The organism is Ruegeria sp. HKCCA4812 (assembly GCF_013034245.1).
In the GTDB taxonomy this organism is placed as follows: Bacteria; Pseudomonadota; Alphaproteobacteria; order Rhodobacterales; family Rhodobacteraceae; genus Ruegeria.
In genome coordinates this window covers 111,374-135,877 of the sequence record NZ_WQFQ01000001.1, presented here as the reverse complement: position 1 = coordinate 135,877, position 24,504 = coordinate 111,374, and the positions used below count along the sequence as shown (strand labels likewise).

Sequence of the window (24,504 nt, the reverse complement as noted above, 5' to 3'; positions counted from 1 at the left end):
CATGACAGACTTCAACAAGATCCTGATCGCCAACCGCGGCGAGATTGCCATCCGCGTCATGCGCGCAGCAAACGAGATGGGAAAACGAACCGTCGCCGTCTACGCTGAAGAAGACAAACTGGGCCTACACCGGTTCAAGGCGGACGAGGCGTATCAGATCGGTGAAGGCATGGGGCCGGTTGCCGCGTATCTTTCGATCGACGAGATCATCCGTGTTGCCAAGCAATGTGGCGCCGACGCGATTCATCCGGGATATGGCCTGCTGTCCGAGAACCCGGATTTCGTCGATGCCTGCGTCAAGAACGGCATCACCTTCATCGGCCCCAAGGCGGAAACCATGCGCGCGCTTGGCGACAAGGCCAGCGCGCGACGCGTAGCCATCGAAGCCGGCGTTCCGGTCATTCCTGCCACCGAAGTTCTGGGCGATGACATGGACGCGATCCGCAAGGAGGCCGCCGAAATCGGCTATCCGCTGATGCTCAAGGCGTCCTGGGGCGGCGGCGGGCGCGGCATGCGCCCGATCCAGTCGGAAGAAGAGCTGGAAGAGAAAGTGCTGGAAGGCCGTCGCGAGGCCGAGGCCGCATTCGGCAACGGCGAGGGTTATCTGGAAAAGATGATCATTCGTGCGCGCCACGTCGAGGTGCAGATCCTGGGCGACAAGCACGGTGAAATCTATCACCTGTATGAACGCGACTGCTCGGTCCAGCGCCGGAACCAGAAGGTCGTGGAACGCGCCCCTGCCCCGTATCTGAGCGACGAACAGCGCGCCGAGATCTGCGAGCTTGGCCGCAGGATCTGTGCGCATGTCAATTACGAATGTGCCGGCACGGTCGAGTTCCTGATGGATATGGACACCGGCAAGTTCTATTTCATCGAAGTCAATCCGCGCGTACAGGTCGAACACACCGTGACCGAAGAAGTCACCGGTATCGACATCGTGCAGGCGCAGATCCTGATCGCCGAAGGCAAGACGCTGGCCGAGGCGACCGGCATGGCCAGTCAAAAGGATATCCAGCTCAACGGTCACGCGTTGCAGACACGGATCACCACCGAGGACCCGCAGAACAACTTCATCCCCGATTATGGCCGGATCACCGCCTATCGTTCGGCCACCGGCATGGGCATTCGTCTGGATGGCGGCACGGCCTATGCTGGCGGGGTGATTACGCGCTATTATGACTCGCTGCTGACCAAGGTTACGGCCTGGGCCCCCACGCCCGAAAAGGCGATATCCCGGATGGACCGCGCCCTGCGCGAGTTCCGCATCCGCGGGGTTTCGACGAATATCGACTTCGTCATCAACCTGCTGAAGCATCCGACCTTCTTGTCGAACGAATACACCACCAAGTTCATCGACACGACGCCCGAACTGTTCACCTTCAAGAAGCGGCGCGACCGCGGCACCAAGGTTCTGACCTATATCGCGGACATCACCGTGAACGGGCATCCCGAAACCAAGGACCGCCCGCGCCCGCGCGCCGACCTGAAAGAGGCCAGGCCTCCGGCGCTGAAGGCCGAACCGCAGATGGGCACCCGCAACCTGCTGGAGCAGAAGGGCCCGCAGGCGGTGGCCGACTGGATGAAGGCACAGCGCCAACTGCTGATCACCGACACCACCATGCGCGACGGGCACCAGTCTCTGCTGGCGACCCGGATGCGCTCGATCGACATGATCAAGGTGGCTCCCTCCTATGCGGCGAACTTGCCGCAGCTGTTCTCAGTCGAATGCTGGGGCGGCGCGACTTTCGACGTGGCGTATCGGTTCTTGCAGGAATGCCCGTGGCAGCGCCTGCGGGACCTGCGCGAGGCGATGCCGAACCTGATGACCCAGATGCTGCTGCGCGGCGCAAACGGCGTGGGCTATACGAACTATCCTGACAACGTGGTGCAGGAGTTCGTGCGTCAGGCGGCGACAGGAATTGACGTGTTCCGTGTCTTCGACTCGCTGAACTGGGTCGAAAACATGCGTGTAGCAATGGATGCGGTCGTCGATAGCGGCAAGATTTGCGAAGGTACCGTCTGTTACACTGGCGATATTCTTGACCCGGATCGCGCCAAGTATGACCTGAAATACTATGTCGGCATGGCGAAAGAGCTGCGCGACGCCGGCGCGCATATTCTGGGCCTTAAGGACATGGCGGGCCTGCTGAAACCGGCCGCGGCCAAGATCCTGATCCGTGCGCTGAAAGAAGAGGTCGGGCTGCCGATACACTTCCACACCCATGACACCGCCGGTATTGCCAGCGCCACCATTCTGGCCGCGTCCGAGGCGGGCGTGGACGCAGTTGACTGCGCGATGGACAGCTTCTCGGGCAATACCAGCCAGGCGACGCTGGGCACCGTGGTCGAGGCGCTGCGCCATACCGACCGCGACACCGGGCTGGACATCAAGGCCATTCGTGAAATCAGCGATTACTTCGAGGCTGTGCGTGGCCAGTATGCGGCCTTCGAATCCAGCCTTCAGGCCCCTGCGTCCGAGGTCTATCTGCACGAGATGCCGGGCGGTCAGTTCACCAACCTCAAGGCGCAGGCACGCAGCCTGGGTCTGGAAGAACGCTGGCACGAAGTGGCCCAGATGTATGCTGACGTGAACCAGATGTTCGGTGATATCGTGAAGGTCACGCCGTCTTCCAAGGTCGTTGGTGACATGGCGCTGATGATGGTCAGCCAGAACATGACACGTGAACAGGTCGAGGACCCGAATACCGACGTGGCCTTCCCCGATTCGGTCGTGGACATGATGCGCGGCAATCTGGGTCAGCCTCCGGGCGGTTTCCCCGAGACCATCATCAAAAAGGTGCTGAAAGACGAGGTTCCCAACACGCAGCGACCCGGCAAGGACGTGCCCCCGGTCGATCTTGAAGCCACCCGCGCCGAGCTGTCCAAGCAGCTGGAAGGCAAAGAGGTCGATGACGAGGATCTGAACGGCTATCTGATGTATCCCAAGGTGTTCCTGGACTACATGGGTCGCCACCGGATCTACGGCCCGGTTCGTACCCTGCCAACGCGCACCTTCTTCTACGGCATGGAGCCGGGCGAAGAGATCACCGCGGAAATCGACCCCGGCAAGACGCTGGAAATCCGGTGTCAGGCCATCGGCGAAACGGATGAAAAGGGCGAGGTCAAAGTGTTCTTTGAACTCAACGGCCAACCGCGCGTGATCCGGGTTCCGAACCGGCTGGTCACCTCGACCACGCAGGCGCGGCCCAAGGCCGAGGTCGGCAACCCGGATCATGTCGGTGCGCCGATGCCCGGTGTTGTTGCCACCGTCGCCGTAACAGCGGGCCAGCAGGTCAAGGAAGGCGACATGTTGCTGACCATCGAGGCGATGAAGATGGAAACCGGCATCCACGCCGAGCGCGATGCGACCGTCAAGGCCGTTCATGTGCAGCCCGGTGGCCAGATTGACGCAAAGGACCTTCTGGTCGAGCTGGAATAACCTGCCGAACCGGTTACAGTTCAAAGGGCCGCGCGGGAAACCGCGCGGCCCTTTTTCTATGCTGGAACGGAGACCCACCATGCTTGCTATCACCCCGATCTATGCGGCCCTGATCGCTATTCTTTATGTGGCACTCAGCGTCAAAGTGATCCTTCAGCGCCGCAGCGACAAAATCTCGGTCGGGGATGGGGGCAGCAAATTGATGATCAAGGCGATACGGACACATTCCAATTGCGCCGAATACGCCCCTATCGCCCTTTTGCTGATCGCCATGGTGGAGTTGCAGGGCGCCGGAGGGTTGCTTGTGCATATACTGGGTTTGATGTTGCTGGCCGGGCGTCTGCTGCACGCTTACGGATTCGGGCGCACGCCCCAGATCGTCATCCTGCGGCAGGCTGGCATGAGCCTGACGTTCCTGGCCATTATGGTTGCGGCCATCGCCAACCTGATTCTGGCGCTGTAGCTCGGTTGGCGGGTGTTATCCCGTCAGATCCGTAATCATCACATGGGGAGCTTTCGACAAAACGGGCGTGATCTGACCGTGTTCGTGATCGTCCGATTTCGGCATCGCGGTGACCAGCAAGATCATTGCGGCCAGCGCCATTATCTTCATGTCTGCAACAGAAATCATGAAAGCCCCTCTGCCTGTGTCCTTTTTTGATCCGTGTTTGAGATTGAACGGGCCAGATGCCGGGTTCCGTCGAAATATTTTTCCTCTATTTTGTGTTTTTCCGCTTGCAGCCCCGCGTGGGAATTTATAAATCCCTCCTCACTCAACGGCGCGGGCGTAGCTCAGGGGTAGAGCATAACCTTGCCAAGGTTAGGGTCGGGCGTTCGAATCGCCTCGCCCGCTCCATTGAGAGGTCTTCGGACCACATATGTATCTGATGCGGGCGTAGCTCAGGGGTAGAGCATAACCTTGCCAAGGTTAGGGTCGGGCGTTCGAATCGCCTCGCCCGCTCCAGATACAAAATTCTCCAGACATGCTGGTTCTTCACATGACATTGCGTCATTCTGGTTGCATTGCCCAACGCAGGATTCACCCATGTCTGATTACGTCATCCGCCCTCTTACCGTTGACGAGGTCCAAAAGGCCGTTGATTGGGCCGGGCGCGAAGGGTGGAACCCGGGGCATCACGATGCTCGTTGCTTCCACGGCACGGATACTCGCGGGTTTCTCGGGGGATTCCTGGATGGCGAAATGATCGCTTCCATCTCGGTCGTTCAGTATGATGACGCATTTGCGTTCCTTGGCTTCTACATCGTCCGGCCCGAGTTTCGCGGATCGGGCCACGGGCTGAAAATCTGGCAGCACGCCTTGGAAAACTGCAATACGGACAACATCGGTCTGGATGGGGTCGTCGACCAGCAACACAACTACCGCAGTTCGGGATTTTCTTTCGCCTATAACAACTATCGTTTCACGGCGACTGTAGAGAAGTTGCAGCAGGCTCTGACCCCATCAACCGGCGTTGAGCCCCTGACGGCGGCGTCCGAGGCTTTGTTCGCCTACGACCGGCACCTTTTTCCGGCCCGCCGCGACGCGTTCTTGCAGGGCTGGATCAGCGCGCCGGGCCATATGTCCCGCGTGTATTCCGAGGATGGTCAGATCAAGGGGTACGCAACGTTGCGCCCCTGCCGGACAGGGTACAAGATCGGGCCGCTTTTTGCAGATCGCGAGAGCATCGCCGAAGCCCTGCTGGCCGGTTTGCTGGAAACCGTGCCAGCCCACCATTCACAGGATGCCGTTTTCATCGACATGCCTTTGCCCAACACGGCCGCGTTTGTGCTGGCCGCAAAGCTCGGGTTGGAAAAGGTGTTTGAAACGGCCCGGATGTATTCCGGCCGCGCGCCGGATATCGATCTGAGCCGAGTCTTTGGCGTCACCTCATTCGAACTGGGTTAAAACGCCTTGAACGTCATTGTGGTCAGCGAGCGTTCGATATTGGGAATCACCAGCAGGTGTTCGTTGATGAAATGGCCCACATCCTCGGTCTCGGGGATATAGAGCTTGAGCAGCAGATCATATTCACCGCTGGTGGAATACAGTTCAGAGTGGATTTCGCGCAGGGCGATTTCCTCGGCGACTTTGTAGGTGGTTCCGGGCTTGCAACGGATCTGGATGAAAACGCAGGTGGACATGGATTGACCCTATCGGTTCGTGTTGTTGGCAAGCTGACACGGGGCCAAGCCGGGCGCAATCCCCTGCAACAGTTTGCAGCGATCGCAACGCGCGGTCTGGAAAACCCCGACCTTCCCCGTCTATAAGCGCGCCTGTAGCAAAAGGAATTCGCCCATGCGCAGCGCAAAGATCAGCCGCCAGACTGCCGAAACCGAAATTTCGGTCGAGATCAATCTGGATGGCACCGGCATGTATGACAACCAGACCGGAGTTGGCTTTTTTGATCACATGCTGGATCAATTGGCGCGCCATTCCCTGATCGACATGACGATCCGCGCCAAGGGCGATTACCACATTGATGATCACCACACGGTCGAAGATACCGGCATCGCGCTGGGGCAGGCTTTGACGCAGGCCCTGGGCGACAAGAAAGGGATCCGGCGGTACGGAGAATGCCACCTGCCGATGGACGATGCTCAGATACGCTGTGCGCTGGACCTGTCGGGCCGCCCCTATCTGATCTGGAACGTGGACCTGCCGACACAGAAAATCGGTGCATTCGACACAGAACTTGTGCGCGAGTTTTTTCAGGCGCTCAGCACCCATGGCGGCATCACGCTGCATATCGACCAGTTGCACGGCTTCAACAGCCACCACATTGCCGAGGCCGCATTCAAGGCCGTTGCCCGCGCGCTGCGTGACGCCGTTGAGACCGATCCGCGCAAGGCAGATGCGATTCCGTCGACCAAAGGCGCGTTGTAAATGCTGACCGCCATTATCGACTACGAAAGCGGCAACCTGCACTCGGCGGAAAAAGCGTTTCAGCGCATGGCGCAAGAGGTCGGCGCGGGTGAGGTTGTCGTCACCTCGGACGCGGATGTTGTGGCACGCGCCGATCGCTTGGTTCTGCCCGGCGACGGGGCGTTTCCGGCATGCGCTGCCGAATTGCGTGGGCACAAGGGCATCTATGACGCGATGGTCGAGGCGGTCGAGCAGAAAGGCCGCCCGTTTCTGGGTATCTGTGTGGGCATGCAGTTGATGGCAACCAACGGCCATGAATACAGCGAAACGGATGGTCTGGGCTGGATTGCCGGCGATGTCGTCAGGATCGAGCCGTCAGACACATCGCTGAAAGTGCCGCATATGGGCTGGAACGATCTTGTTCTGGACAGCGATCACCCGGTGTTCGACGGGGTGAAATCCGGCGATCACACCTATTTCGTCCATTCGTACCACTTCCGGGTATCCGACCCGGCACAGCGATTGGCTTATGTGGACTACGGGCAGGAGGTCACGGCCGTGATTGGCCGTGACACGATGGTTGGAATGCAGTTTCACCCCGAGAAAAGCCAGGACGTTGGCCTGCGCATGTTGGGAAACTTCCTAACCTGGAAACCCTGAGGCTTACTGAACACGTGTCCAGGTTTGACCGCGACAGATCAGACCGCCCGCCACGCATCCCTTGACGGTCAATTTGTTCTGGCCGTCCAGTGACATTTTAGAATTGTAGGTTTTGTCCCGGTCCGGTGCCCAGATCTTGCCACTGCCATAGCTTCCGCCGCCATCGGGCACCATGTCCCAAATGATCTGCTTGCCCAGGTTTTCATATTCCAGCTGCTCGTTGCCATCCGCATCAAAGGCGCTGTCGATGGTTCCGCAGATCGCACTGCCGCATCCGGAAATCGTCACGTGCAGATAGCCGCCGGTATCACCGGGTGCAGTCTTCCACAGACCATCGACGGGATCCGCAGCCATCGCGCTGGTCGCAAGAAACATCAAACCCGCTGCAAACGTAAATTTCTTCATGATTGTCTCCCTGTTTTGATGGCAGTCTGACCCGGCAGCCAGCTGCGGGCAAGAATGACCCAGCGTCGCGTTGCATCCCCTGCCCCGCCTGTGCGATATCCCGCGCGTGCAACACAGATATAGGGCCGCCCGACATGATCCTCTACCCCGCCATCGACCTCAAAGACGGCAATGCCGTGCGCCTGCTGCGTGGTGAAATGGACAAGGCCACCGTGTTCAACGAAGACCCCGCCGCGCAGGCCCGCGCCTTTGTCGAGGCCGGGTGCGAGTGGCTGCATCTGGTCGATCTGAACGGCGCTTTTGCAGGTGAGCCGGTCAACGCCGCCCCGGTCGAGGCGATTCTGAAAGCCTGCGACGTGCCCGCGCAATTGGGTGGCGGCATCCGCGACATGGCCACCATCGAGACCTGGATCGACAAAGGTCTGGCCCGCGTGATTCTGGGCACGGTCGCGGTCGAGAACCCCGATCTGGTGCGCGAAGCGGCCAAAGCCTTTCCTGGCAAGGTCGCCGTGGGCATCGACGCGCGCAACGGTCTGGTTGCCACCAAGGGTTGGGCCGAAGAAACCGACGTTCAGGTAACGGATCTGGCCCGCAGCTTCGAAGACGCGGGCGTCGCCGCGATCATATACACCGACATCAACCGGGACGGCGCGATGCAGGGCCCCAATGTCGAGGCCACCGCAGAGCTTGCCAAATCGGTCGATATTCCGGTCATCGCATCTGGCGGCGTGTCCTCGATCGCCGATCTGATCGCGCTGCGCGATTGTGGCGCAGCTTTGAACGGTGCCATTTCCGGCCGCGCGCTTTATGATGGAGCGATTGATCTGAAAGAGGCTCTGACCACGCTCAGAGGATAGCTTTATGTTTCATTCGCCGGTAAAGCGTTCCGAACTGTCCGCGCACAGCCTGCTGAACGAACGGTTCAAAACCGGCGACTTTCTGGACTGCTTCAGTGTTGAATCCAATCTTCCGCCGCGCCGGGCCGCGGAAATCATTACCGCGTTCCCCGGATGGGCGATGGCACTGGTTCGGCTGCGCGGCCTGCTGGTGACACCCTTTGGCCTCAGCACGACAGGCCCGGATGCTGGCGACAAGCTGGGGATCTTCCCGGTCGAACATGATGGCAGGACCGAGGTGATCGCAGGATTCAACGATCGCCACCTGGATTTCCGGGTTTCCGTCCTGTCGGAAAACGGCCGCATCTCGCTGGCCACGTGGGTCCGACGCCATAACCTTGGCGGGCGCCTGTACCTGGCTGCGATCCTGCCATTTCACATCCTGATCGCGCGAAACGCGCTTGCGCGTGTGAAAAGCGCAAGCACATGACCCAAAAGGTCTTAACCCGCGGCCGCAGCAGTCAACTTGGCGAGCGCACCGCGCATCTTCTCGATGACTGGTGACTTTTCGACGTCATCCAGCTCGTCCATCGTTTCCTTGGGGTCTTCATAGGCCAACCAGACCTGACCGTTCCCATCCTCATACGCCTGTACTTTGAGCGGCAGGAACAACCCTGCACGCGGATCGATCTGCATGGCCGGCGTGCCCAGCGCAGGATTGCCGAAAATCAGCACTTGATTGGCCGGGATGGGCGTACCGACCTTTTCCGCCCCGGCCGCGTGGTCGATACGGGCGAAGACAGTGGCCCCTGCGTTGCCAACCGCCGCTTCCAGCGCATCCAGCGCCTCGGCTACGGATTTGTTCGTTTGAACTTTGATGATGTCGTCAGCCATGGCGGCCAAAGCCCCTCCGAGCGAAAAAATTGAAGCAAGTATCAAGCTACGCATGTTGGTATTCCTTCTGTAATATTCACTCCAATTCTCACAGGTTTTGGAAATCTGACAATCACAAGTCTGGCATCAGCAAAGCTTTGCCAGAATTGAAGGCCCCCATTTTACCCTTGCTTTCGAGAACAATCCGACCAGAAGCCAAACATTTTACTGTGTTGAGCCATAATTCGGGCGGAATCCCCGCTTAACTCCTTCGTCAAACACAACAACCCGGGTGGCAAACGTGAGTATTTCCAACCTAGACGTTCCCAAGACGTCCAGATTCGGATCAGCAACCATTGCGATCTTCTGCGCGGCGATTTTCACGAGCGCCAGTCTGCTGTTCTTTGTCCAGCCGCTTTTTGCCAAACTGGTTCTTCCAAAAATCGGCGGCGCCCCGGCGGTCTGGACGACCGCAATGCTGTTTTTTCAAGTGGTGTTGATACTCGGGTATGTGTACGCGCACCTGTTGACCAAGTTTCTGCCTTTGCGCTGGCAGATCATCGCCCATTTTGCCTTTTGGGCGGCGGCGCTGACTTTCCTGCCGCTGTCCACCAGCGAAAGCTGGAGCTATGACGCCTCGACCTCGACCGCGCTGCAAACGCTTGGCCTGTTCGCCGTAGGTGTGGGTGTACCTTTTGCGGTATTGTCGGCAAATGCGCCCCTGTTGCAGGCCTGGTACGCCAGGTCGGGCGGGCCTTCGGCGGATGATCCGTATTTTCTTTACAGCGCCAGCAATGTCGGATCCTTGCTGGCGTTGTTGGCCTTCCCCCTGGTTGCGGATCCATTTTTTGGCGCGGCCGAGATCAGCCGTGCCTGGCTGGTCGGCTTCGTTCTGTTCGGCGCGCTTTTGCTTGGCAGTGGCATGATCGCCTTGCGGGGATCACGGCACACGAAGCCGTCGGCCCAAACGGCGCTCAAGGCCAGTTTCCCGACCCTGCGGCAGATCGCTGTCTGGGTGTTCGTCGCCTTCATCCCCTCTTCCTTGATGCTGTCCTTCACAACGCGGGTCAGCACGGATCTGGGTGCTCTCCCGTTGATCTGGGTTGTTCCGCTGGCGGTCTATATCCTGTCCTTCATCATCGCGTTTGCCAAATGGAAACACCTGACCCTTGACGCCTTGAACCTGCCCATGCTGGCGGCGCTGGCGGCGGGTGTCGTACTGGTGTCCAAGGTGGTCAGCGAGCATGACGCGCCGGTGGTTATTCTGCTCTATGTCCCGGTGCTGTTCATCATCGCCCTTTTTGCGCACCGCCTGCTGTACGACATGCGCCCATCCGCCGAGCAATTGACCGTGTTCTACATCGCCCTTTCCGTGGGCGGAGCGATTGGCGGGCTGTTCAACTCGATCGTTGCGCCGATTGCCTTCACACGTGAGTTGGAGGCGCCAATCACCATGATCCTGGCCGGAGGATTGTTTCTTGTCCGCGCGCCGGGATTTGCCCTTCGCCATGTCATCATGGGCATCGCGGCAAGTGTTTTCATCCTCGTCATCGCAGGTGCGACACGCGGCGTCGCAGCCCTGAGCGCGGATATCCCGCGTGCAGGTGCCCTGTTCGCGCTGATATTCGCGGTGCTGTACCTGTTTCGGGCACAGGCCATGCGTATCCCTGTGGTTCTTACCGTCGTTCTGCTGCCCGCATTTGCGGTAAAGAACAATCCGGTGTTTGAAGATCGCAGCTTTTTCGGCGTGCATTCGGTGTATTCAAGCGAGGGCTACCGTGTCTACAAGAACGGCACCACGGTGCATGGCTGGCAACGCGAATCCGAATATGGCGCTCGGCCCACTCCGCTGTCCTATTATCACCCCGAAGGACCGATGGCGCAGGTCATCACGTCGGACTTCGGCAAGCAATCCGACAGCATCGGAATTGTAGGTCTTGGAACAGGTGCACTGGCCTGCTATCGGCAGCCTGCGCAAAACTGGGACTTCTTCGAGATCGACGCGACCGTTGACCAGATCGCACGCGACCCTTCGCTGTTCACCTATCTGTCGGAATGCACGCCCGATTCCGAAACCCATCTGGGTGACGCCCGAATCGTTCTGAAGCAAAAGCCTTTTGCCTTCGATATCCTGGTTTTGGATGCGTACAGCTCGGACGCGATTCCGCTTCACTTGATCACACGCGAGGCGGTGGAGATGTATACCAGCCGCCTGGCCGATGATGGGGTTTTGGTGTTCCACATCACAAACCGGTTCTACGATCTGGTCCTGCCTTTGGCCCGAATTGCCGACAGTTTGAACCTGACCGCTGCGCATCAGCGGCTGGCCGTGGGTGAAGAGCAGGTTGAAACCGGAGCCGCCACCAGCAGCGTTGTGATCCTGAGCCCCGACAAATCCCGAATTGAGAGTTTTGCGCAGGATGGAAACTGGCAAATCGTCGAAACCGACGGCGCGCTGCCATGGACCGATGACAAGGCAAACCTGCTTTCGGCACTGAAGCTGCTGAAGAACCGGGATCACTAAGCCCCCCGCTCCGCCCATGGCCCGTGCTACCAGGGCCGTGGGCGGCAAAACGTCTGTGGCATCGGCGGCGCTTTGCCGGTAAAGGTCCGGCAACGAAGGACGATCAGATGCTGAAAACCCGGATCATTCCCTGCCTTGATGTTGCCGATGGCCGCGTGGTCAAAGGCGTGAATTTTGTCGGTCTGCGCGATGCGGGCGATCCCGTGGAATCGGCCAAGGCGTATGACGCCGCAGGCGCGGACGAAATCTGTTTTCTTGATATCCACGCAACCCACGAAAACCGCGGCACCATGTTCGATGTGGTACAGCGCACCGCCGAGCAGTGCTTTGTACCTCTGACCGTCGGCGGCGGGGTTCGCACCAAGGATGATGTCCGCGCCCTGTTGCTGGCGGGGGCAGACAAAGTCAGCTTCAACTCGGCAGCCGTTGCCAATCCCGACGTGATCGCGGAATCAGCAGATCAATTCGGCAGCCAGTGCATCGTCTGCGCCATCGACGCAAAGACGGTCAGCCCCGGAAAGTGGGAGATTTTCACGCATGGCGGCCGCAAGCCAACAGGCATTGATGCGGTCGCGTTCGCAAAAACCGTTGTCGCCAAAGGCGCCGGAGAAATCCTGCTGACCTCGATGGACCGCGACGGCACCAAGGCTGGCTTCAACCTGCCCCTGACCCGTGCGATTTCCGATGCAGTGGACGTGCCCGTGATCGCAAGCGGCGGTGTCGGCAATCTGGATCATCTGGTAGAAGGCGTCACCCAAGGTGGCGCAAGTGCGGTGCTTGCGGCCTCGATCTTCCATTTCGGAGAATACACGATCCGCGAAGCCAAAGAACACATGGCCGCCGCAGGCATTCCGATGAGGCTGACATGAGCATTCTGCACGACCTTGCTGCCACGATTGAGGCGCGTAAAGGGGCTGACCCCGATTCAAGCTGGACAGCCAAGCTGCTTGCAAAGGGTCCCGAGAAATGCGCCGAGAAATTTGGTGAAGAAGCCATCGAAGCCATCATCGAAGCCACGAAGGGCGATCAGGCCAAGCTGACTGCCGAAGCCGCAGACGTGCTGTATCACCTGCTGGTCATGCTGGCCGCCCGAGACGTGGCGCTGGAGGATGTTCTGGCCGAACTTGCGCGCCGTCAGGGCATCAGCGGCATTGCCGAAAAGGCCGCCCGCCCCAAAAGGTAACGGCCGGGTTCCGCGCCGCCGCAACGGCCGCTATACTCGGGCGTCAGATTGGCAGGCCGAGGGCGCGACATGATCCGAATTTTGATGCTTGTGGCAACGCTTGCCATCGTTGCGGCATGTGCGGCGCCTCCCCCCTCGACCGGGGATGAGGTACAACGCCTGACAGCCGAGATTCAGCGGCTTGGCCCGGATATCGATCCGGAAGAAGCCCGCCGGGCAGCGCAAGTCGCCTATTCCTATACCGCGCAGCTGGTGGACGAATACCAGATCACCGACCCGCCGCTGATCCACAATGCGAAGGTCAACAAGGGATTGCGCCCGCGTGGTCTGTGCTGGCATTGGGCCGAGGATATCGAGCGTCGTTTGAAACAGGAAAACTTCCAGACGCTGGAATTGCACCGCGCCATCGCCAACGCCGACAATCCGCTGAGGATCGACCACAGCACCGCGATTATCAGTCGCAAGGGTGAATCGCTCTATGAGGGCGTCGTGCTGGACCCGTGGCGCTATGGCGGGGTGTTGTTCTGGTCACCTCTGGTCGAGGATACCCGATATGACTGGGTCCCTCGGGACGTGGTGCTGGAAAAACGACGACAGGAGCAGGTTGCCCGCCTGAAACCCTATCAGCCAGCAACGCCCTAAAGCTTGGACGAGATGATCCCGGTGGAAAACCCACCCATGCGCAGCTCGCCAAACAGGCGCTGATACTCGATCTTCGGACAGCGGTTCATCACGACGTCCACACCGCGGGCCTCGGCCTTGGCGGCTGCATCGGGGTGTTCAACCCCGATCTGCATCCAGATCGTTCCGAGGGACGGGAACGCCTCCAACGCTTCGTCCACAATGGGCGGCACGGATTCGGACCGTCGGAAGATGTCTACCATGTCCACGGGTTCGGATATCTCCGAAAGGCTGCCGCGTACCGTCTGGCCAAACAGGTCTTTCCCGGCATGGCCCGGATTGACCGGGATCACGTTGAACCCTTTCAACGACAGGTAGCGGGCGACGTAATAGCTGGGCCGCACCGGGTTCATGGACACCCCGACAACGGCAACGGACTTGGTGCGTTGCAGAATGGCTCTCAGGTGCTGATCGGAATAGTCTGGCATGCCCTATCCTTAGCAGGGTTCCAAAAAGAAAAAAGCGCCCAAGAAGCCTTGGGCGCCAGTTGTTGGAACGAGGGACAGTGAAATGACCCGCGGCAGTTCCATTCCGCGGTCACTGTGACATTTAGGCATATATTTGGTAAAAAAAAGAGGGGCAGCGCATTTTTGTGATGACTCTTCACGATTAGCTGATTCCCGCTCATTCCTGATAAAGGATTGCCGGCCAGTTTTCTTCAGCCAACTCAATGTATTCTGCCTGATCCTGCTGCCAGATTTCCTCGATCTGGATCGAGTGCGTCAGGTACAGACGACCATCCACGACCTTCCAGGCCTTGGGGTCCGAGCTCTTCAGAACTCCCATCGCCATCGCATATGAACAATACCCGCCGAACTGCGGTGCGAAAGCACGGGGATTGCTTTCGAACAGCTCGCGGTTTTCCTGCGAGGTGAAAAGCCACCGCGCCCCTTTCCACATCACGGAATTCTCGGGCATGCCCATGTTGGGTGTAGAACCGTCGAAAAAGGACACGGCATCATACCCGGCCAACGCCACCCCTTCGGTGGTGTAGTAAACGGGCCTTTCCTGCGCATACGTGGCAGGCGCCAGAAAAAAAGCGCACAGCGCGCCAAGTGTGGAACGTCGGGTCAGCATTGCCATGTCAGAATCTGAGATCACTGGGGTATCAAGATGCAATTTTTTGCTGCATGCGGAACCCCTGTTGACGTGGATGTGAACGATCTTCACCCAAAAACGGTCAATCGAAAATGTCTTCGATCACATCCCAGGCTTCATCGAACACGCGCGAGAACATGCTCTTTTTCTTCTTTTTTCGCTTGGTCTTCCGTGGAGGGGCATGAGAAACCGCAGATCGCACCGTTTTGGCAGGCGCAGCCTTCCGCTTGGGCAGCATCTTCAGATCATGCAAAGGTGCGCCACAACTGGAACAGCTCAGCTCGTGCCGTTCTTTGCCCCTCAGGACCAGCGCAGCCCGGGTCCCGCAGTAGCAGCAGGTCGCAATTTTGGATGGACCGGAAATAACGCTCTCCTTTTTGTCAGGGCCGGGATGCATATAAGGCGATTGCCGCGGCATTTGAGACATTCAGCGATCCGAATCCCCCGGCTGCGTCAATTTTCACCAATTGATCCACGGTTTCCTTCGTCTTTTGGCGCAATCCCGGGCCTTCCGCCCCCAGAACAAGTGCGACGGGGCGGTCCCGACCGTCGCCCAGCGCGCCTTCGATCGTTACCTCTGCTTCACCGTCCAACCCAAGGACCAGAAATCCCATATTCTGTAGTTCTACAATTGTGTCGGTAAGGTTGCGCATCCGCAGATAGGGTTGACGCTCCAGCGCGCCGCTGGCGGTTTTTGCCAGGGCCCCAGTCTCGGGCGCGGAATGGTGGCGGGTGCCTATGACGGCACTGGCACCCAGAACTTCGGCCGAGCGTAGAATCGCCCCGACATTGTGCGGGTCCGTAACGCGGTCCAGAAGGATGACGCGTGGATTTTCACGACCGATGCAATTTTCGGCCAGACCGCCCCAATCCAGCGGCTTTACCTCCAGCGCGGCACCCTGGTGCACCGAGCCTGCATCGATGGGTGCCGTAAACTTGCGCGGATCAGCCATCTCGGGCTCGATCCCAGAGAATTCAATCGCTTCCGCCAGCTTGTCCCGCGCATTGCGCGTTACGATCAGGCGCAGTTTCTGCCGATTGGGGTTCATCAAAGCGTCGCGAACTGCATGCAGACCGAACAGCCAAACGGTTTCAGCAGTCGCGGCCTTGCGCGCCTGTTCCTTCTCAACGACCCATTTGGGTTTCTTCATTTTGCGGGCCTCCGGGCCGGGAATTCGGTTTCCTGCGCCAAAGCGAAATTTTCCTGTTGACGCTCCTTTGGTGCGCTAGTAATCACGCCTCCACGTCAGGTGCAACGCCTGACAGTGGGCGACAGGCCGCAAGGTGTGGCAGGGGACTGTAACTCCCTCGCGGAGACGCACGCCTGGTTCGATTCCAGGGTCGCCCACCATCTTTCCCGTAGAATTCAAAGATGGTCAAAACGCATTGCCCGCGCGTGCTTACGTGCATGCTTTTGCGCAATAACGGCCGCAAAGACTCGTAAAAGTTGCGAAACCGGGTATCGCCCGCTAGTCTGTTAACGTATTTGCGAGGGACATGTTATGAGACTGCTTTTGGCGGCACTTGCCGTTTGTGTCGCAGGCGCAGCGAATGCGCTGACTATTACATTTGACAATAACTTTCCGAATGATCCTCAAAGCGGGCTGACAACGTTTCAAGGAACCAGCCAAGGTTTCACTTTTGACTATGCACCCGTCTACAACTTTGGAAATCAGATCAACTTGCACGACGACAACGGTGTGCTGTCAACGGTGGTGCAGGCCGTAAACGGGACGAAGTTTACGGCACAATCCGTGGATCTGTCAGGATTGTCGCGCGTGTTCAAGACCGGATCCGGCCCTGCACCCGCACTTGGAACGCAGGCCTACAACCAGTGGCTCAAGGCGGGTGCTGCGACAGTTCCAACCCTGACATTTTCGGGGCTTCTGAACGGTGCCACAGTTGCGACGCAGACGTTCGGACCTTCGGCTTTGAACACTTTTGGTTTCTCCAGTGGGTTCACGGCCATTGATCAACTGTTGATCACGCTGAACGTCCCCAACGCGGTCAAATTCCCCTTTGGCCTTGGGTCGAACACCGTTTGGTGCGACCAATGGTGTGGCGAATTCAACGTGGATAATTTGCAGGTTGCACCGGTCCCCCTGCCCGCAAGCGGGCTGCTTTTGTTCGGTGCCGTTCTGGGCCTGTTCGGGTACCGCAGGCTTAAGACAACCTAAGTGCACCCAACATTAAAAAAAGTGGCGCTGATTTGTTTTTCAGCGCCGCTTTTTGTCTCTTAACCAAGAGTTTGGAAGTTTCTATTCCGCCGCCGGGCGCAGTTCCGAGACCTTGTTGAACCACGCCTCGATTGCATCCAGATCCGCCGGAAGGGCTTCCGCTGCGCCATCCGCGAAGGTCTGGAATTTCTCTTCGTTCAAACCGTTCACGCCGACCAGAACCGGGATATCCATCGCCAGCGCTTCGCCGATCACGGGGCGGAAGCCTCGACCGTCGGATTCGTGCTTGCCAAATTTGTTGATGATCAGTAGCTGAGGCGCGCCCTCCAGCGAGGCGGTCACATATCCCACCGCCTGTTCCAGCGCTGCCGGGTCCAGACGGCAGCCGCGCGACTGGGTGCCCAGCGACTGCGAAATGCGGATGGTTTCACCGTCGGGCAGCACGCGCAAGTCCATATCGCATTTGCTGCTGTCGGCACATTCCGTGTTTGTTTGCACGACACCGGCCAGTTTTGCTCCGGAGGCCAGCAGGCGGTCCGCAACGGCGCTCAGCAGGCGGTCCGTCGCGCCGCGATCGGTGGTGGTGACATAGGCCAGATGCATCTTGGACCTCTTGTAATTCGTTTGTGACGTTTCAAATAGCACGCAAGGCACCGCCCGGCCACTCCCTCGTTCACGGAAGCGGGGACAGGCCAATCACAGGGGCGTGCAGGTGAAGCAGAACCGCATAGGCGGCCAGCGCGGCCAGCCACACCCCGGGACGCGGCCAGGGACGCGGTGCGCGCAGTGAGAACCGCGCCGTGTTGCGGGACAAGCGGACCCATTCAAAGCCCATTTCCCGCGACTTACGCCGGTCGACAAGGGCCATGCCCATGACCGCGAAACCGGCAAACAGGCCGAACAGAATCACATGTGACAGGCTGCCATTGGCAAGAAGATGTGCCACCGCCCACAGCATCAGCGCGGCAAGGATCGGGTGTCGGGTGGTGCGCAGGATACCGGGCTGCTCTGGATCGAAGGGCCGATTGCCAAGCCCTCCGAACGAAAACGGGTTCTGAATGATCAGCCCCGCGACAGCCAGCCAGCAGACCACCGGCATGATCAGAACCGGCGCCCAGCGCAAAACCGCAAATGGCGGGATGACCTCGACATAAGGAGCGTTGGCAGCGGCGATGATCAACCACGCCAGGACGGCCAGCGACAGAACCGAATAGGCCGTGAAATACCCCCGGCGTCCGAGTGTATAGATCAGCCATCCGCGTATGGTGGGCCGCACCGGAATCGCGTGGCTGAGAAGGAATGTGACGAGCGCTGCAAGGAATAGGACCCAACCGGTCATGGTGATCTCCGCTTTATTGGGATCGGTCTAGATCAGGACGGCACTGGTATACTTGTCCAAAATCAAGTTCGGCGCAGGGGCGGTGCATCGCCCCTGCCCTGTTTACAACCCAAGCGCCGCGCGGCGTTCTTCGGCAAACCCCTGCACGATGCGGTCGGCAATCAGCGCCAGAATCGCCATCGCGGCCCCGGCCGAAATGCCAAGCCCCACATCCGCCTGACCCAGCGCCAGATAGATCGACTGCCCCAGACCCGTGGTGCCGATCAATGCGGCGATCACCAGCATCGCAAAGGCATAGAGGATGGTCTGGTTCAACCCCAGCAGGATCGTAGGCGCGGCATAGGGCGCACGCACGTCGCGCATGATCTGCCACTCGGTCGCACCGCTTGAGATCGCGGCCTCCATCATCTCGTCCGGCGTGTTGACCAGCCCGTGCCGCGTGTAGCGGATCATGGGCACGATCGCATAGGCACAGATTGCCAGAAAGGCCGAGAACTCGCCGATCTGGAACACCATGAGGACCGGGATCAGGAACACGAACAGAGGGATTGTCTGCAACATGTCGCAGATCGGATGGACCACTTTCCACACCGGCTCCCAAATCGCGCTGGCAAGGCCGATCAGGCCGCCGACCACGGCACAGGAAAACACCGCCGCACCGCTCAGGTAAAGCGACAAGAGCGCTCTCTCCCACAGGCCCGAAACGAGGATGGTGCAAAGCAGCCCCACGCACAGCGCCGCCAGACGCCAGCCCCCCGCGACCCAGCCCAGAGCAGCGGCGCCGGTCAGGACAAAGGGCCACGGCAGGTTGGCAATGCCGGTTTCCAGCATTCCAATCAGGATCAGTACGATCAGACCACCCGTCAGCCGCCCACGCCATGCCATCAACAGCGCGATCCCGGCACCTGCGGCAAACAGGCCAAAGCTCATGCCCGCCGTCCACTGGAAGCCCCAGGTGAAGGGCAGGACCGCCTGATCTAGACCGATCCGCAAAGGCAGCAGCACATAGAAAAGTGAGTTGTTCTTGAGCGCATCCAACCACGGGCCATTGGCCTGAGTGAACGCGGTCAGGCCGCTGTCCACGGCCTCGGCCATCGGATCCAGCAAGGTCAGTTCGGATGGGTTCGGCAACCACGCCCAGAAGGCGGCGGTGAAGACCACGGCGAAACCCAACATCGCCCAGACAACCCGGCTGTCATAACGTTTGCGCTCGGTCGCCAAGGTGCCGCTCATGCGATCTATGACGACGGCAAAGACCACGATGACCAGACCAGCCATCAGAGACTCCCCGAACTGCGCCTTGCGCATGGTCAGCAGAACCTCCCAGCCGATATCGTTGAACCCACCGATGACGGCGGCAATGATGACCATCGACAAGGCCGCCATCAGACACTGGTTCACACCGACCATGATCTGCGTCGTAGCGGCGGGAATTTCGACCTGAAACAATTGCTGAAACCGCGTGCCTCCGGACATGATCGCGGCCTCTTTGATCTCGGGCTCGACCCGTTCCAGCCCCAGCATCACGTTGCGCGCCATGGGCGGCGCGGCATAGATGGCCGAGGCGATCAGACCGACGACGGGGCCAAAGCCAAAAAGCAACAACAACGGCGTCAGATACGCGAAGGTCGGCACGGTCTGCATGACGTCCAGAACCGCCTGGACGAAGGATTTCACCCGCGGCACCTCGTTGGCGAGGATGCCTATGCCACCACCCAAAATCAACGCCACCGGAACGGATACTGCGACCAAGGCCAGAGTGTTCATGCTCTCAGCCCAGTAACCCGACGCCAGGACAAAGCTGAGGCCCAGAAAGCCCAGCGCCGCCATGGGCAAACCGCCCAAGTACCAGCCCAGCGCGGTCACGATCCCGATCAGAATGGGCCATGGCGTATTGCCAAGAACGAAATTTGCCCAGTTCATCGGATAGGTCATCATATCCGAGAACAACCGCATCGCCGGTTTGATCAGGTTCAGAAACCAATCCAGAAACGCGCCCACCCATTGGGTTGCAGGCAGTTCCCACGCGGCGGGCCATTTGACCAGCCATGGGGCGATGCCCTCAAGTGCAAGGCAAACCGCACCGACGACAACCGTAATCAGGGCGGCCTTGGCGCCCGCCGTCAGCCGCGCGCCGTGCTGCGTCGGAACCTCAGTTAAGGCGGTCATGTTTCGTCCACCTGAAGCGCGGCAGCCAGATCGGACGGGTGCACCGTGCCAACGACATAGCCATCGGCATCCCGCACCGGCACGGGTTCATATAGTTCCATGCAATGGGCCAAGGCCGCGTCCAGTGTCATCGACGTAGTCAGGCCGGGATCATCCGGGCCACACTCTGCCTCGTTTCGCATGACCGAGGCGACTTTGGCATGCTGCCCCTTGGCGACATCCTTCGAGAATTCGCGCACATAGTCATCGACGGGTCGCAGGACGATATCCGTGGGCGTGCCGATCTGCACGATCTTGCCATCCCGCATGATGGCGATGCGGTCTGCCAGCTTCAGCGCTTCCTGAATATCGTGCGTGATGAAGACGATGGATTTCTTCAACGTCGCTTGAATGCGCAGGAATTCATCCTGCAACTGGCGACGGATCAGTGGATCAAGCGCCGAGAACGGTTCGTCCAGAAACCAGATGTCAGGGTTTACGGCAAGACTGCGGGCGATACCCACCCGCTGCCGCTGCCCGCCGGAAAGCTGTCGCGGGAAGCTGTCTTCGCGCCCTTCCAGACCAACCAGCGAAATCACTTCCTGCGCGCGGTCCAGCCGTTCCTTTTTGCCAACGCCCTGAACGCGCAGAGGATATGCGACGTTTTCAGCTACGGTCATGTGGGGGAACAGGCCGAAATGCTGGAACACCATGCCCAGTTTTTTTCGGCGTAGCTCGGTCAGGGCCTTTTTCGAGGCGCCTATGACATTCTCACCATCCACCCGAATTTCACCACCCGTGCCGGGCAGCAGTTGCGAGATACAGCGGATCAGCGTGGATTTGCCCGAGCCCGACAGGCCCATGATGACGAACAATTCGCCTTCCCTGACCTCGAAGTTGGCATCTTGAACCGCCGGAATGAACCCGTTTTCCCGCAGGTCTGCGGCGGCCTTGTCAGCGTCATTCCCTGACCGAGACAGCGCGTCGGTCAGGGCTTTGTCAGCGCCCGGGCCAAAGACCTGCCAGAGATTCCGGCAGGCAATGGCTGGCATGGTCGTGTCAGTCACCTAAGTGGCTCACTTGGTCGCCGCGTCGACAACAGGACGCCATTTGTCTTCGTTTTCGGCCATCCATGCGGCGACAACTTCTTCGACCTGGCCGCCGTCAACATCGATCGCACCCATCATCGGCTGCTGGTCTTCGACCGCCAGTTGATAGTTGGACAGGATTTCATAGGCGGCGGGCCACTTTTCTTCCAGGCCGCTCCAGCCGGCTTTGAAGATGCGCGATGGCGAAAAGTCGCAATCATTTACCGCGTTCGGGTTCGGACCCCACGCCGGATCGTTAAAGCACGCCTCTTCACCTGCGGGCAGTTCAACGAACTGCACGTCATAGGCAGACATCGCCCAGTGCGGCTGCCAGAATGTGATCAGCAGCGGCGATTTACGCTCGGTCGATGCGCGAAGTTCAGCGATCAATGCGCCTTCGGAACCGGCGGGGACAGCCTTGAACGGCAGCTCAAGGCCGGCCATGCGATCCGCACCAGGTGTGCCCCAGTCGGCCGGATAGTCGACCAGACGGCCACCGGGCAGAGTTTCCGCCGTGGCGAACACCTGCGCGCAGTCTTTCAGCGCTTCCCACGCCGGCAAGCCGGGGCACAGATCAGCGACATGCGCCGGGTATGCGATACCTTCCTTGGCATCCAGGCCAAGATCGCCGATTTCGACAACCGTGCCTTCCTCGATCTTCTTGGCATATTCATCCGAAACATTGGACGACCAGATTTCAAGCGTCGCGTCGATGTCTCCATCGGCCAGCGCCTGGAACTGGTTCATCATGCCGGCGGTCACATATTCCACGTTATAACCAGCGGCCTTGAGCATTTCACCCGCCACATGCGTGGTCACGTGCTGACCGGTCCATTCGTTGATCGCCAGTTTGATCGGCTCGTCCACGGCCCCCATATCCGCCGCATGCGCCGCACCGGCAACGGTCAGGGCCATAAGGCTTACACTCAGTTTTTTCATGGATTTTCTCCCTGTCTTATTTGTTTTGCCCACCCCGGCAGGGGTTTCCCGCCGGTATCTTTGTCTGATGACAATACCATGCCGCAACATGCACAAATTTGGTCGGAAAAGGAAAGTGATCAGTTTGTAACAGCGCAGCTTTCTTGCCGCTGATGCGTTGATTTCCCCCCGCAGGCGCCGCAAGGACCCCTGCCCGACCCGCCATTATCCCCCGCCCCGGGGCACGGAATGTTGACTGACGAGTCAATCACAAACCGTTTTGAGCCCGTTTGTCGAGGATTTCTTTGACAGTTCAGTGTTTTTTCTTGTTCGGGCTGAATTTCGATTCCGGTCGGGTGGCTTTCGAACACCGAAAATTCCCATTGCAAAAGGAAGGCAAAACAAAACACTCTTCCTAAGATAGCTTTGAGGTTGGGTTTATGCGTTCATTTGACGAGATCTTTGATATTGCCGCCTCTCGCCACGGTGGGATCGAAGCCTTTGAAGCACAGCTGACCAAGCCCAAAAGCCACGAAGAACTGGCGGCGATGCCCGACGACCGGTGGCTATCGATCATCACGAAATGCGTCTTTCAGGCCGGTTTCAACTGGAAGGTCATCGAAAACAAATGGGATGGATTCGAGGCCGCCTTTGACGGTTTCGATGTGGGCCGGTGTGCGTTCATGGATGATGAAAAGTTCGATTCCCTGCTGCAAGACACACGCATTGTCCGAAATGGAACCAAGATCGCAGCAATGCGGGACAACGCGGCATTCCTTTTGGAACTGCGCGACGAAGGCGGCGCGGGCCAGGTTCTGGGGGGCTGGCCCTCTGATGACTATGTCAACCTTTTGGCCATGCTGGCCAAACGCGGGTCTCGTCTTGGCGGGGCTTCGGCGCAATATGCGATGCGTTTTGCGGGGCGCGACAGTTTCATTCTGTCGCGGGACGTCACCGCCCGTCTGATCGCCGAAGGTGTGATCGACAAACCCGCCACGTCGAAAAAAGCCATGGCGGCGGTGCAACGGGCCTTCAATTCCTGGATGGATCAATCCGGGCGGTCTTTGACGGAAATCAGCCGGGTTCTGGCCATGAGCCTGTGAAAACGGTTTGCGGATCGCAAGCAGAGGACTAGGATTCACCTCATGGTTCTGCGCGTATTCCTATGTGCTCTTTTATTGCTGTCCTCTTGCGGCCGTCCATTGACAAAGCAAGAGCGCAACTTTGCGGATGCCATTCAGGGCGAAACCCTGAATCTTGACAGCGTGCGATTGGTCCAAGGTGCGCCGGTTGCCAATGTGACGTATTTCCGCGAAGAGCGGCCACGTCTGGCCTGTCGCGAGCGCATCCTTCCTCCGGTAGAGCCCGGGCCGGTGACCGGCAGGCCCGCGGCCGTGGCCCTGTTCAACAAGGTCTACTTTGCGCGCGATTGGTATCTTGAAGACTACATGTCCGATTTTCCGGATCAGATGAATCTGGTGGCCGCGATGCTGCTGGCCCATGAACTGACGCATGTCTGGCAGTGGCAGAATCGCCGGACCACCGGTTACCACCCGTTGCGAGCAGCGGCGGAACATGGTGGGCGCAGCGACCCGTATCTTTTTGACCTCGAAACCTCGCTGGACTTCCTGTCCTACGGGTTTGAACAGCAGGGCGCCATCGTCGAGGAATACGTTTGCTGCCGTGCGCTGGACCCTCAGGCCACCCGAACCAAACGGCTGCACAGGATGCTGAGCGCGCATTTTGATCTGTCCCCGCTTCCGCAAAAAGGGCGAGAGCGCGCAATCCTGCTTCCCTGGAGCGAGGCCGAGATCGACGGGATTTGCAGCGGAACCTAATTCTGCTGCAAGGTCTCCAGATAGGCCACCAAATCCACGATGGGTTGGCTCGTCAGAATTGGCTGACCCTGCGGCGTTTTCATGGATGTGTCCTGCCCGTCAAAATAAGGACCATAAACCGGCATTGGGCTACCATGGCTGACCAGCGGATCCCGACCATCAATGCGGGAGACAACGCGGGCAGTCGGGAACACGCCCTCTTCGTTGGACAAAGCGGTCAGATCGCTCGGTTGAACCACCAGCACGGCTGCCATCGGACCTTGGCCCATTGCATCGATTCCGTGGCAGGTCGCGCAATGGTGCATATAGAGTTCCTCTCCGGTCTTCGCGCCCTGAGCCCAGGCGGCCTGCGAGGCAGCAGCCGAAACCCCAAGAACCATTACACTGATTGTTGCCTTGAACATCGTATCCTCCTGCCTGGATTGGCATTTGCA

28 protein-coding genes and 3 tRNA genes are annotated in these 24,504 nt (G+C 59.2%); 17 read left to right on the top strand and 14 right to left on the bottom strand.

The features are described 5' to 3' along the window. Position 1 precedes the first annotated feature (1 nt). Positions 2 to 3,439: a pyruvate carboxylase gene (locus GOW04_RS00720; protein WP_171231245.1), complete on the top strand. Its 3,438-nt coding sequence runs from the start codon at positions 2 to 4 to the stop codon at positions 3,437 to 3,439. A 79-nt stretch (positions 3,440 to 3,518) separates the two neighbouring features. Next, entirely contained in the window at positions 3,519 to 3,902 is a 384-nt protein-coding gene (locus tag GOW04_RS00715) for an MAPEG family protein (RefSeq protein WP_171227888.1), read from the top strand. Positions 3,903 to 3,917: 15 nt separating this feature from the next. Here GOW04_RS00715 and GOW04_RS00710 read toward each other — a convergent pair whose 3' ends face one another. Then, positions 3,918 to 4,070: a hypothetical protein gene (locus GOW04_RS00710; RefSeq protein ID WP_171114892.1), complete on the bottom strand. Its 153-nt coding sequence runs from the start codon at positions 4,068 to 4,070 to the stop codon at positions 3,918 to 3,920. Between the two features lie 150 nt (positions 4,071 to 4,220). Between GOW04_RS00710 and GOW04_RS00705 the strand changes: the two genes are divergently transcribed. The 3 genes from GOW04_RS00705 to GOW04_RS00695 all read left to right on the top strand — a co-directional run bounded on the left by GOW04_RS00705 (position 4,221) and on the right by GOW04_RS00695 (position 5,345). Next, a tRNA-Gly gene (locus GOW04_RS00705) sits at positions 4,221 to 4,295 on the top strand. Positions 4,296 to 4,328: 33 nt separating this feature from the next. Beyond that, positions 4,329 to 4,403: transfer RNA gene (locus GOW04_RS00700), tRNA-Gly, on the top strand. Positions 4,404 to 4,484: 81 nt separating this feature from the next. Further along, positions 4,485 to 5,345 (top strand): GNAT family N-acetyltransferase, encoded by an 861-nt coding sequence (locus GOW04_RS00695; protein WP_171231244.1) that lies wholly within the window; start codon positions 4,485 to 4,487, stop codon positions 5,343 to 5,345. Here the strand turns inward: GOW04_RS00695 and GOW04_RS00690 are convergent. Continuing rightward, positions 5,342 to 5,581: an Lrp/AsnC family transcriptional regulator gene (locus tag GOW04_RS00690; protein ID WP_050602861.1), complete on the bottom strand. Its 240-nt coding sequence runs from the start codon at positions 5,579 to 5,581 to the stop codon at positions 5,342 to 5,344. The genes GOW04_RS00695 and GOW04_RS00690 overlap by 4 nt on opposite strands. A 154-nt stretch (positions 5,582 to 5,735) precedes the next feature. Here GOW04_RS00690 and hisB point away from each other — a divergent pair, with 154 nt between their 5' ends. Next, positions 5,736 to 6,323 carry an imidazoleglycerol-phosphate dehydratase HisB gene (gene hisB, locus GOW04_RS00685; RefSeq protein WP_171231243.1) on the top strand — a complete coding sequence of 196 codons (588 nt, stop codon included), beginning with the start codon at positions 5,736 to 5,738 and terminating at the stop codon, positions 6,321 to 6,323. Further along, on the top strand, positions 6,324 to 6,962 hold the full coding sequence (gene hisH, locus GOW04_RS00680; protein ID WP_171231242.1) for an imidazole glycerol phosphate synthase subunit HisH: 639 nt from the start codon (positions 6,324 to 6,326) through the stop codon (positions 6,960 to 6,962). Between the two features lie 3 nt (positions 6,963 to 6,965). Here hisH and GOW04_RS00675 read toward each other — a convergent pair whose 3' ends face one another. Continuing rightward, complete coding sequence (locus tag GOW04_RS00675) at positions 6,966 to 7,367, bottom strand: DUF2147 domain-containing protein (protein WP_171231241.1); 402 nt, start codon at positions 7,365 to 7,367, stop codon at positions 6,966 to 6,968. A gap of 134 nt (positions 7,368 to 7,501) precedes the next feature. Here GOW04_RS00675 and hisA point away from each other — a divergent pair, with 134 nt between their 5' ends. Together hisA and GOW04_RS00665 are read left to right on the top strand one after the other, a co-directional pair. After that, the gene (gene hisA, locus GOW04_RS00670) at positions 7,502 to 8,224 is read left to right on the top strand and encodes a 1-(5-phosphoribosyl)-5-[(5-phosphoribosylamino)methylideneamino]imidazole-4-carboxamide isomerase (protein WP_152458684.1); all 723 of its coding nucleotides are present in this window, start codon (positions 7,502 to 7,504) and stop codon (positions 8,222 to 8,224) included. Positions 8,225 to 8,228: 4 nt separating this feature from the next. After that, a complete protein-coding gene (locus tag GOW04_RS00665) occupies positions 8,229 to 8,693 on the top strand; it encodes a DUF2867 domain-containing protein (RefSeq protein WP_152458685.1) in 465 nt (154 codons plus the stop codon). An 11-nt stretch (positions 8,694 to 8,704) separates the two neighbouring features. On the opposite strand, the gene GOW04_RS00660 is transcribed toward GOW04_RS00665, so the two are convergent. Continuing rightward, entirely contained in the window at positions 8,705 to 9,097 is a 393-nt protein-coding gene (locus GOW04_RS00660) for a DUF302 domain-containing protein (RefSeq protein ID WP_171116471.1), read from the bottom strand. Between the two features lie 280 nt (positions 9,098 to 9,377). On the opposite strand from GOW04_RS00660, the gene GOW04_RS00655 reads away from it, so the two are divergent. The 4 genes from GOW04_RS00655 (at position 9,378) to GOW04_RS00640 (ending at position 13,425) form a co-directional block, all read left to right on the top strand. Next, on the top strand, positions 9,378 to 11,600 hold the full coding sequence (locus GOW04_RS00655; RefSeq protein ID WP_371814333.1) for a fused MFS/spermidine synthase: 2,223 nt from the start codon (positions 9,378 to 9,380) through the stop codon (positions 11,598 to 11,600). Between the two features lie 107 nt (positions 11,601 to 11,707). Next, positions 11,708 to 12,469: an imidazole glycerol phosphate synthase subunit HisF gene (hisF, locus tag GOW04_RS00650; protein ID WP_171114883.1), complete on the top strand. Its 762-nt coding sequence runs from the start codon at positions 11,708 to 11,710 to the stop codon at positions 12,467 to 12,469. After that, a complete protein-coding gene (locus GOW04_RS00645; protein WP_171231240.1) occupies positions 12,466 to 12,783 on the top strand; it encodes a phosphoribosyl-ATP diphosphatase in 318 nt (105 codons plus the stop codon). The genes hisF and GOW04_RS00645 overlap by 4 nt, the downstream gene beginning before the upstream one ends. A gap of 69 nt (positions 12,784 to 12,852) precedes the next feature. After that, on the top strand, positions 12,853 to 13,425 hold the full coding sequence (locus tag GOW04_RS00640; RefSeq protein WP_171114881.1) for a hypothetical protein: 573 nt from the start codon (positions 12,853 to 12,855) through the stop codon (positions 13,423 to 13,425). On the opposite strand, the gene GOW04_RS00635 is transcribed toward GOW04_RS00640, so the two are convergent. From GOW04_RS00635 to rlmB, 4 genes are all read right to left on the bottom strand, one after another. Beyond that, positions 13,422 to 13,892, bottom strand: coding sequence for a CoA-binding protein (locus GOW04_RS00635; RefSeq protein ID WP_171231239.1), 471 nt, complete (start codon positions 13,890 to 13,892; stop codon positions 13,422 to 13,424). The genes GOW04_RS00640 and GOW04_RS00635 overlap by 4 nt on opposite strands. Positions 13,893 to 14,088: 196 nt before the next feature. Then, entirely contained in the window at positions 14,089 to 14,547 is a 459-nt protein-coding gene (locus GOW04_RS00630; RefSeq protein ID WP_171231238.1) for a YHS domain-containing (seleno)protein, read from the bottom strand. Positions 14,548 to 14,644: 97 nt separating this feature from the next. Further along, a complete protein-coding gene (locus tag GOW04_RS21845) occupies positions 14,645 to 14,959 on the bottom strand; it encodes a hypothetical protein (protein WP_253283489.1) in 315 nt (104 codons plus the stop codon). Further along, a complete protein-coding gene (rlmB, locus tag GOW04_RS00625) occupies positions 14,943 to 15,713 on the bottom strand; it encodes a 23S rRNA (guanosine(2251)-2'-O)-methyltransferase RlmB (RefSeq protein ID WP_171231237.1) in 771 nt (256 codons plus the stop codon). Before rlmB ends, GOW04_RS21845 begins: the two co-directional genes overlap by 17 nt. A 116-nt stretch (positions 15,714 to 15,829) precedes the next feature. Here rlmB and GOW04_RS00620 point away from each other — a divergent pair. Together GOW04_RS00620 and GOW04_RS00615 are read left to right on the top strand one after the other, a co-directional pair. Continuing rightward, positions 15,830 to 15,913, top strand: a tRNA-Tyr gene (locus GOW04_RS00620). A 151-nt stretch (positions 15,914 to 16,064) separates the two neighbouring features. Next, positions 16,065 to 16,739 (top strand): hypothetical protein, encoded by a 675-nt coding sequence (locus GOW04_RS00615; protein WP_171167185.1) that lies wholly within the window; start codon positions 16,065 to 16,067, stop codon positions 16,737 to 16,739. Positions 16,740 to 16,820: 81 nt separating this feature from the next. On the opposite strand, the gene GOW04_RS00610 is transcribed toward GOW04_RS00615, so the two are convergent. From GOW04_RS00610 to GOW04_RS00590, 5 genes are all read right to left on the bottom strand, one after another. Further along, positions 16,821 to 17,342, bottom strand: coding sequence for a DUF2478 domain-containing protein (locus tag GOW04_RS00610; RefSeq protein WP_171114871.1), 522 nt, complete (start codon positions 17,340 to 17,342; stop codon positions 16,821 to 16,823). Positions 17,343 to 17,412: 70 nt separating this feature from the next. Further along, a complete protein-coding gene (locus tag GOW04_RS00605) occupies positions 17,413 to 18,078 on the bottom strand; it encodes an NnrU family protein (protein ID WP_171231236.1) in 666 nt (221 codons plus the stop codon). A gap of 102 nt (positions 18,079 to 18,180) precedes the next feature. Then, entirely contained in the window at positions 18,181 to 20,247 is a 2,067-nt protein-coding gene (locus GOW04_RS00600) for a proline/glycine betaine ABC transporter permease (RefSeq protein ID WP_171231235.1), read from the bottom strand. Then, positions 20,244 to 21,293, bottom strand: coding sequence for a betaine/proline/choline family ABC transporter ATP-binding protein (locus tag GOW04_RS00595; protein WP_171205398.1), 1,050 nt, complete (start codon positions 21,291 to 21,293; stop codon positions 20,244 to 20,246). The genes GOW04_RS00600 and GOW04_RS00595 overlap by 4 nt, the downstream gene beginning before the upstream one ends. A 9-nt stretch (positions 21,294 to 21,302) precedes the next feature. Further along, positions 21,303 to 22,253: an ABC transporter substrate-binding protein gene (locus GOW04_RS00590; protein ID WP_171114863.1), complete on the bottom strand. Its 951-nt coding sequence runs from the start codon at positions 22,251 to 22,253 to the stop codon at positions 21,303 to 21,305. Between the two features lie 419 nt (positions 22,254 to 22,672). Here GOW04_RS00590 and GOW04_RS00585 point away from each other — a divergent pair, with 419 nt between their 5' ends. Together GOW04_RS00585 and GOW04_RS00580 are read left to right on the top strand one after the other, a co-directional pair. Further along, complete coding sequence (locus GOW04_RS00585) at positions 22,673 to 23,335, top strand: DNA-3-methyladenine glycosylase I (protein WP_171231234.1); 663 nt, start codon at positions 22,673 to 22,675, stop codon at positions 23,333 to 23,335. A 42-nt stretch (positions 23,336 to 23,377) separates the two neighbouring features. Next, entirely contained in the window at positions 23,378 to 24,070 is a 693-nt protein-coding gene (locus tag GOW04_RS00580) for a hypothetical protein (RefSeq protein ID WP_171231233.1), read from the top strand. Here GOW04_RS00580 and GOW04_RS00575 read toward each other — a convergent pair. Continuing rightward, positions 24,067 to 24,474: a cytochrome c gene (locus tag GOW04_RS00575; RefSeq protein ID WP_171231232.1), complete on the bottom strand. Its 408-nt coding sequence runs from the start codon at positions 24,472 to 24,474 to the stop codon at positions 24,067 to 24,069. The two genes, GOW04_RS00580 and GOW04_RS00575, sit on opposite strands and share 4 nt — an antisense overlap. Positions 24,475 to 24,504: the final 30 nt, after the last annotated feature.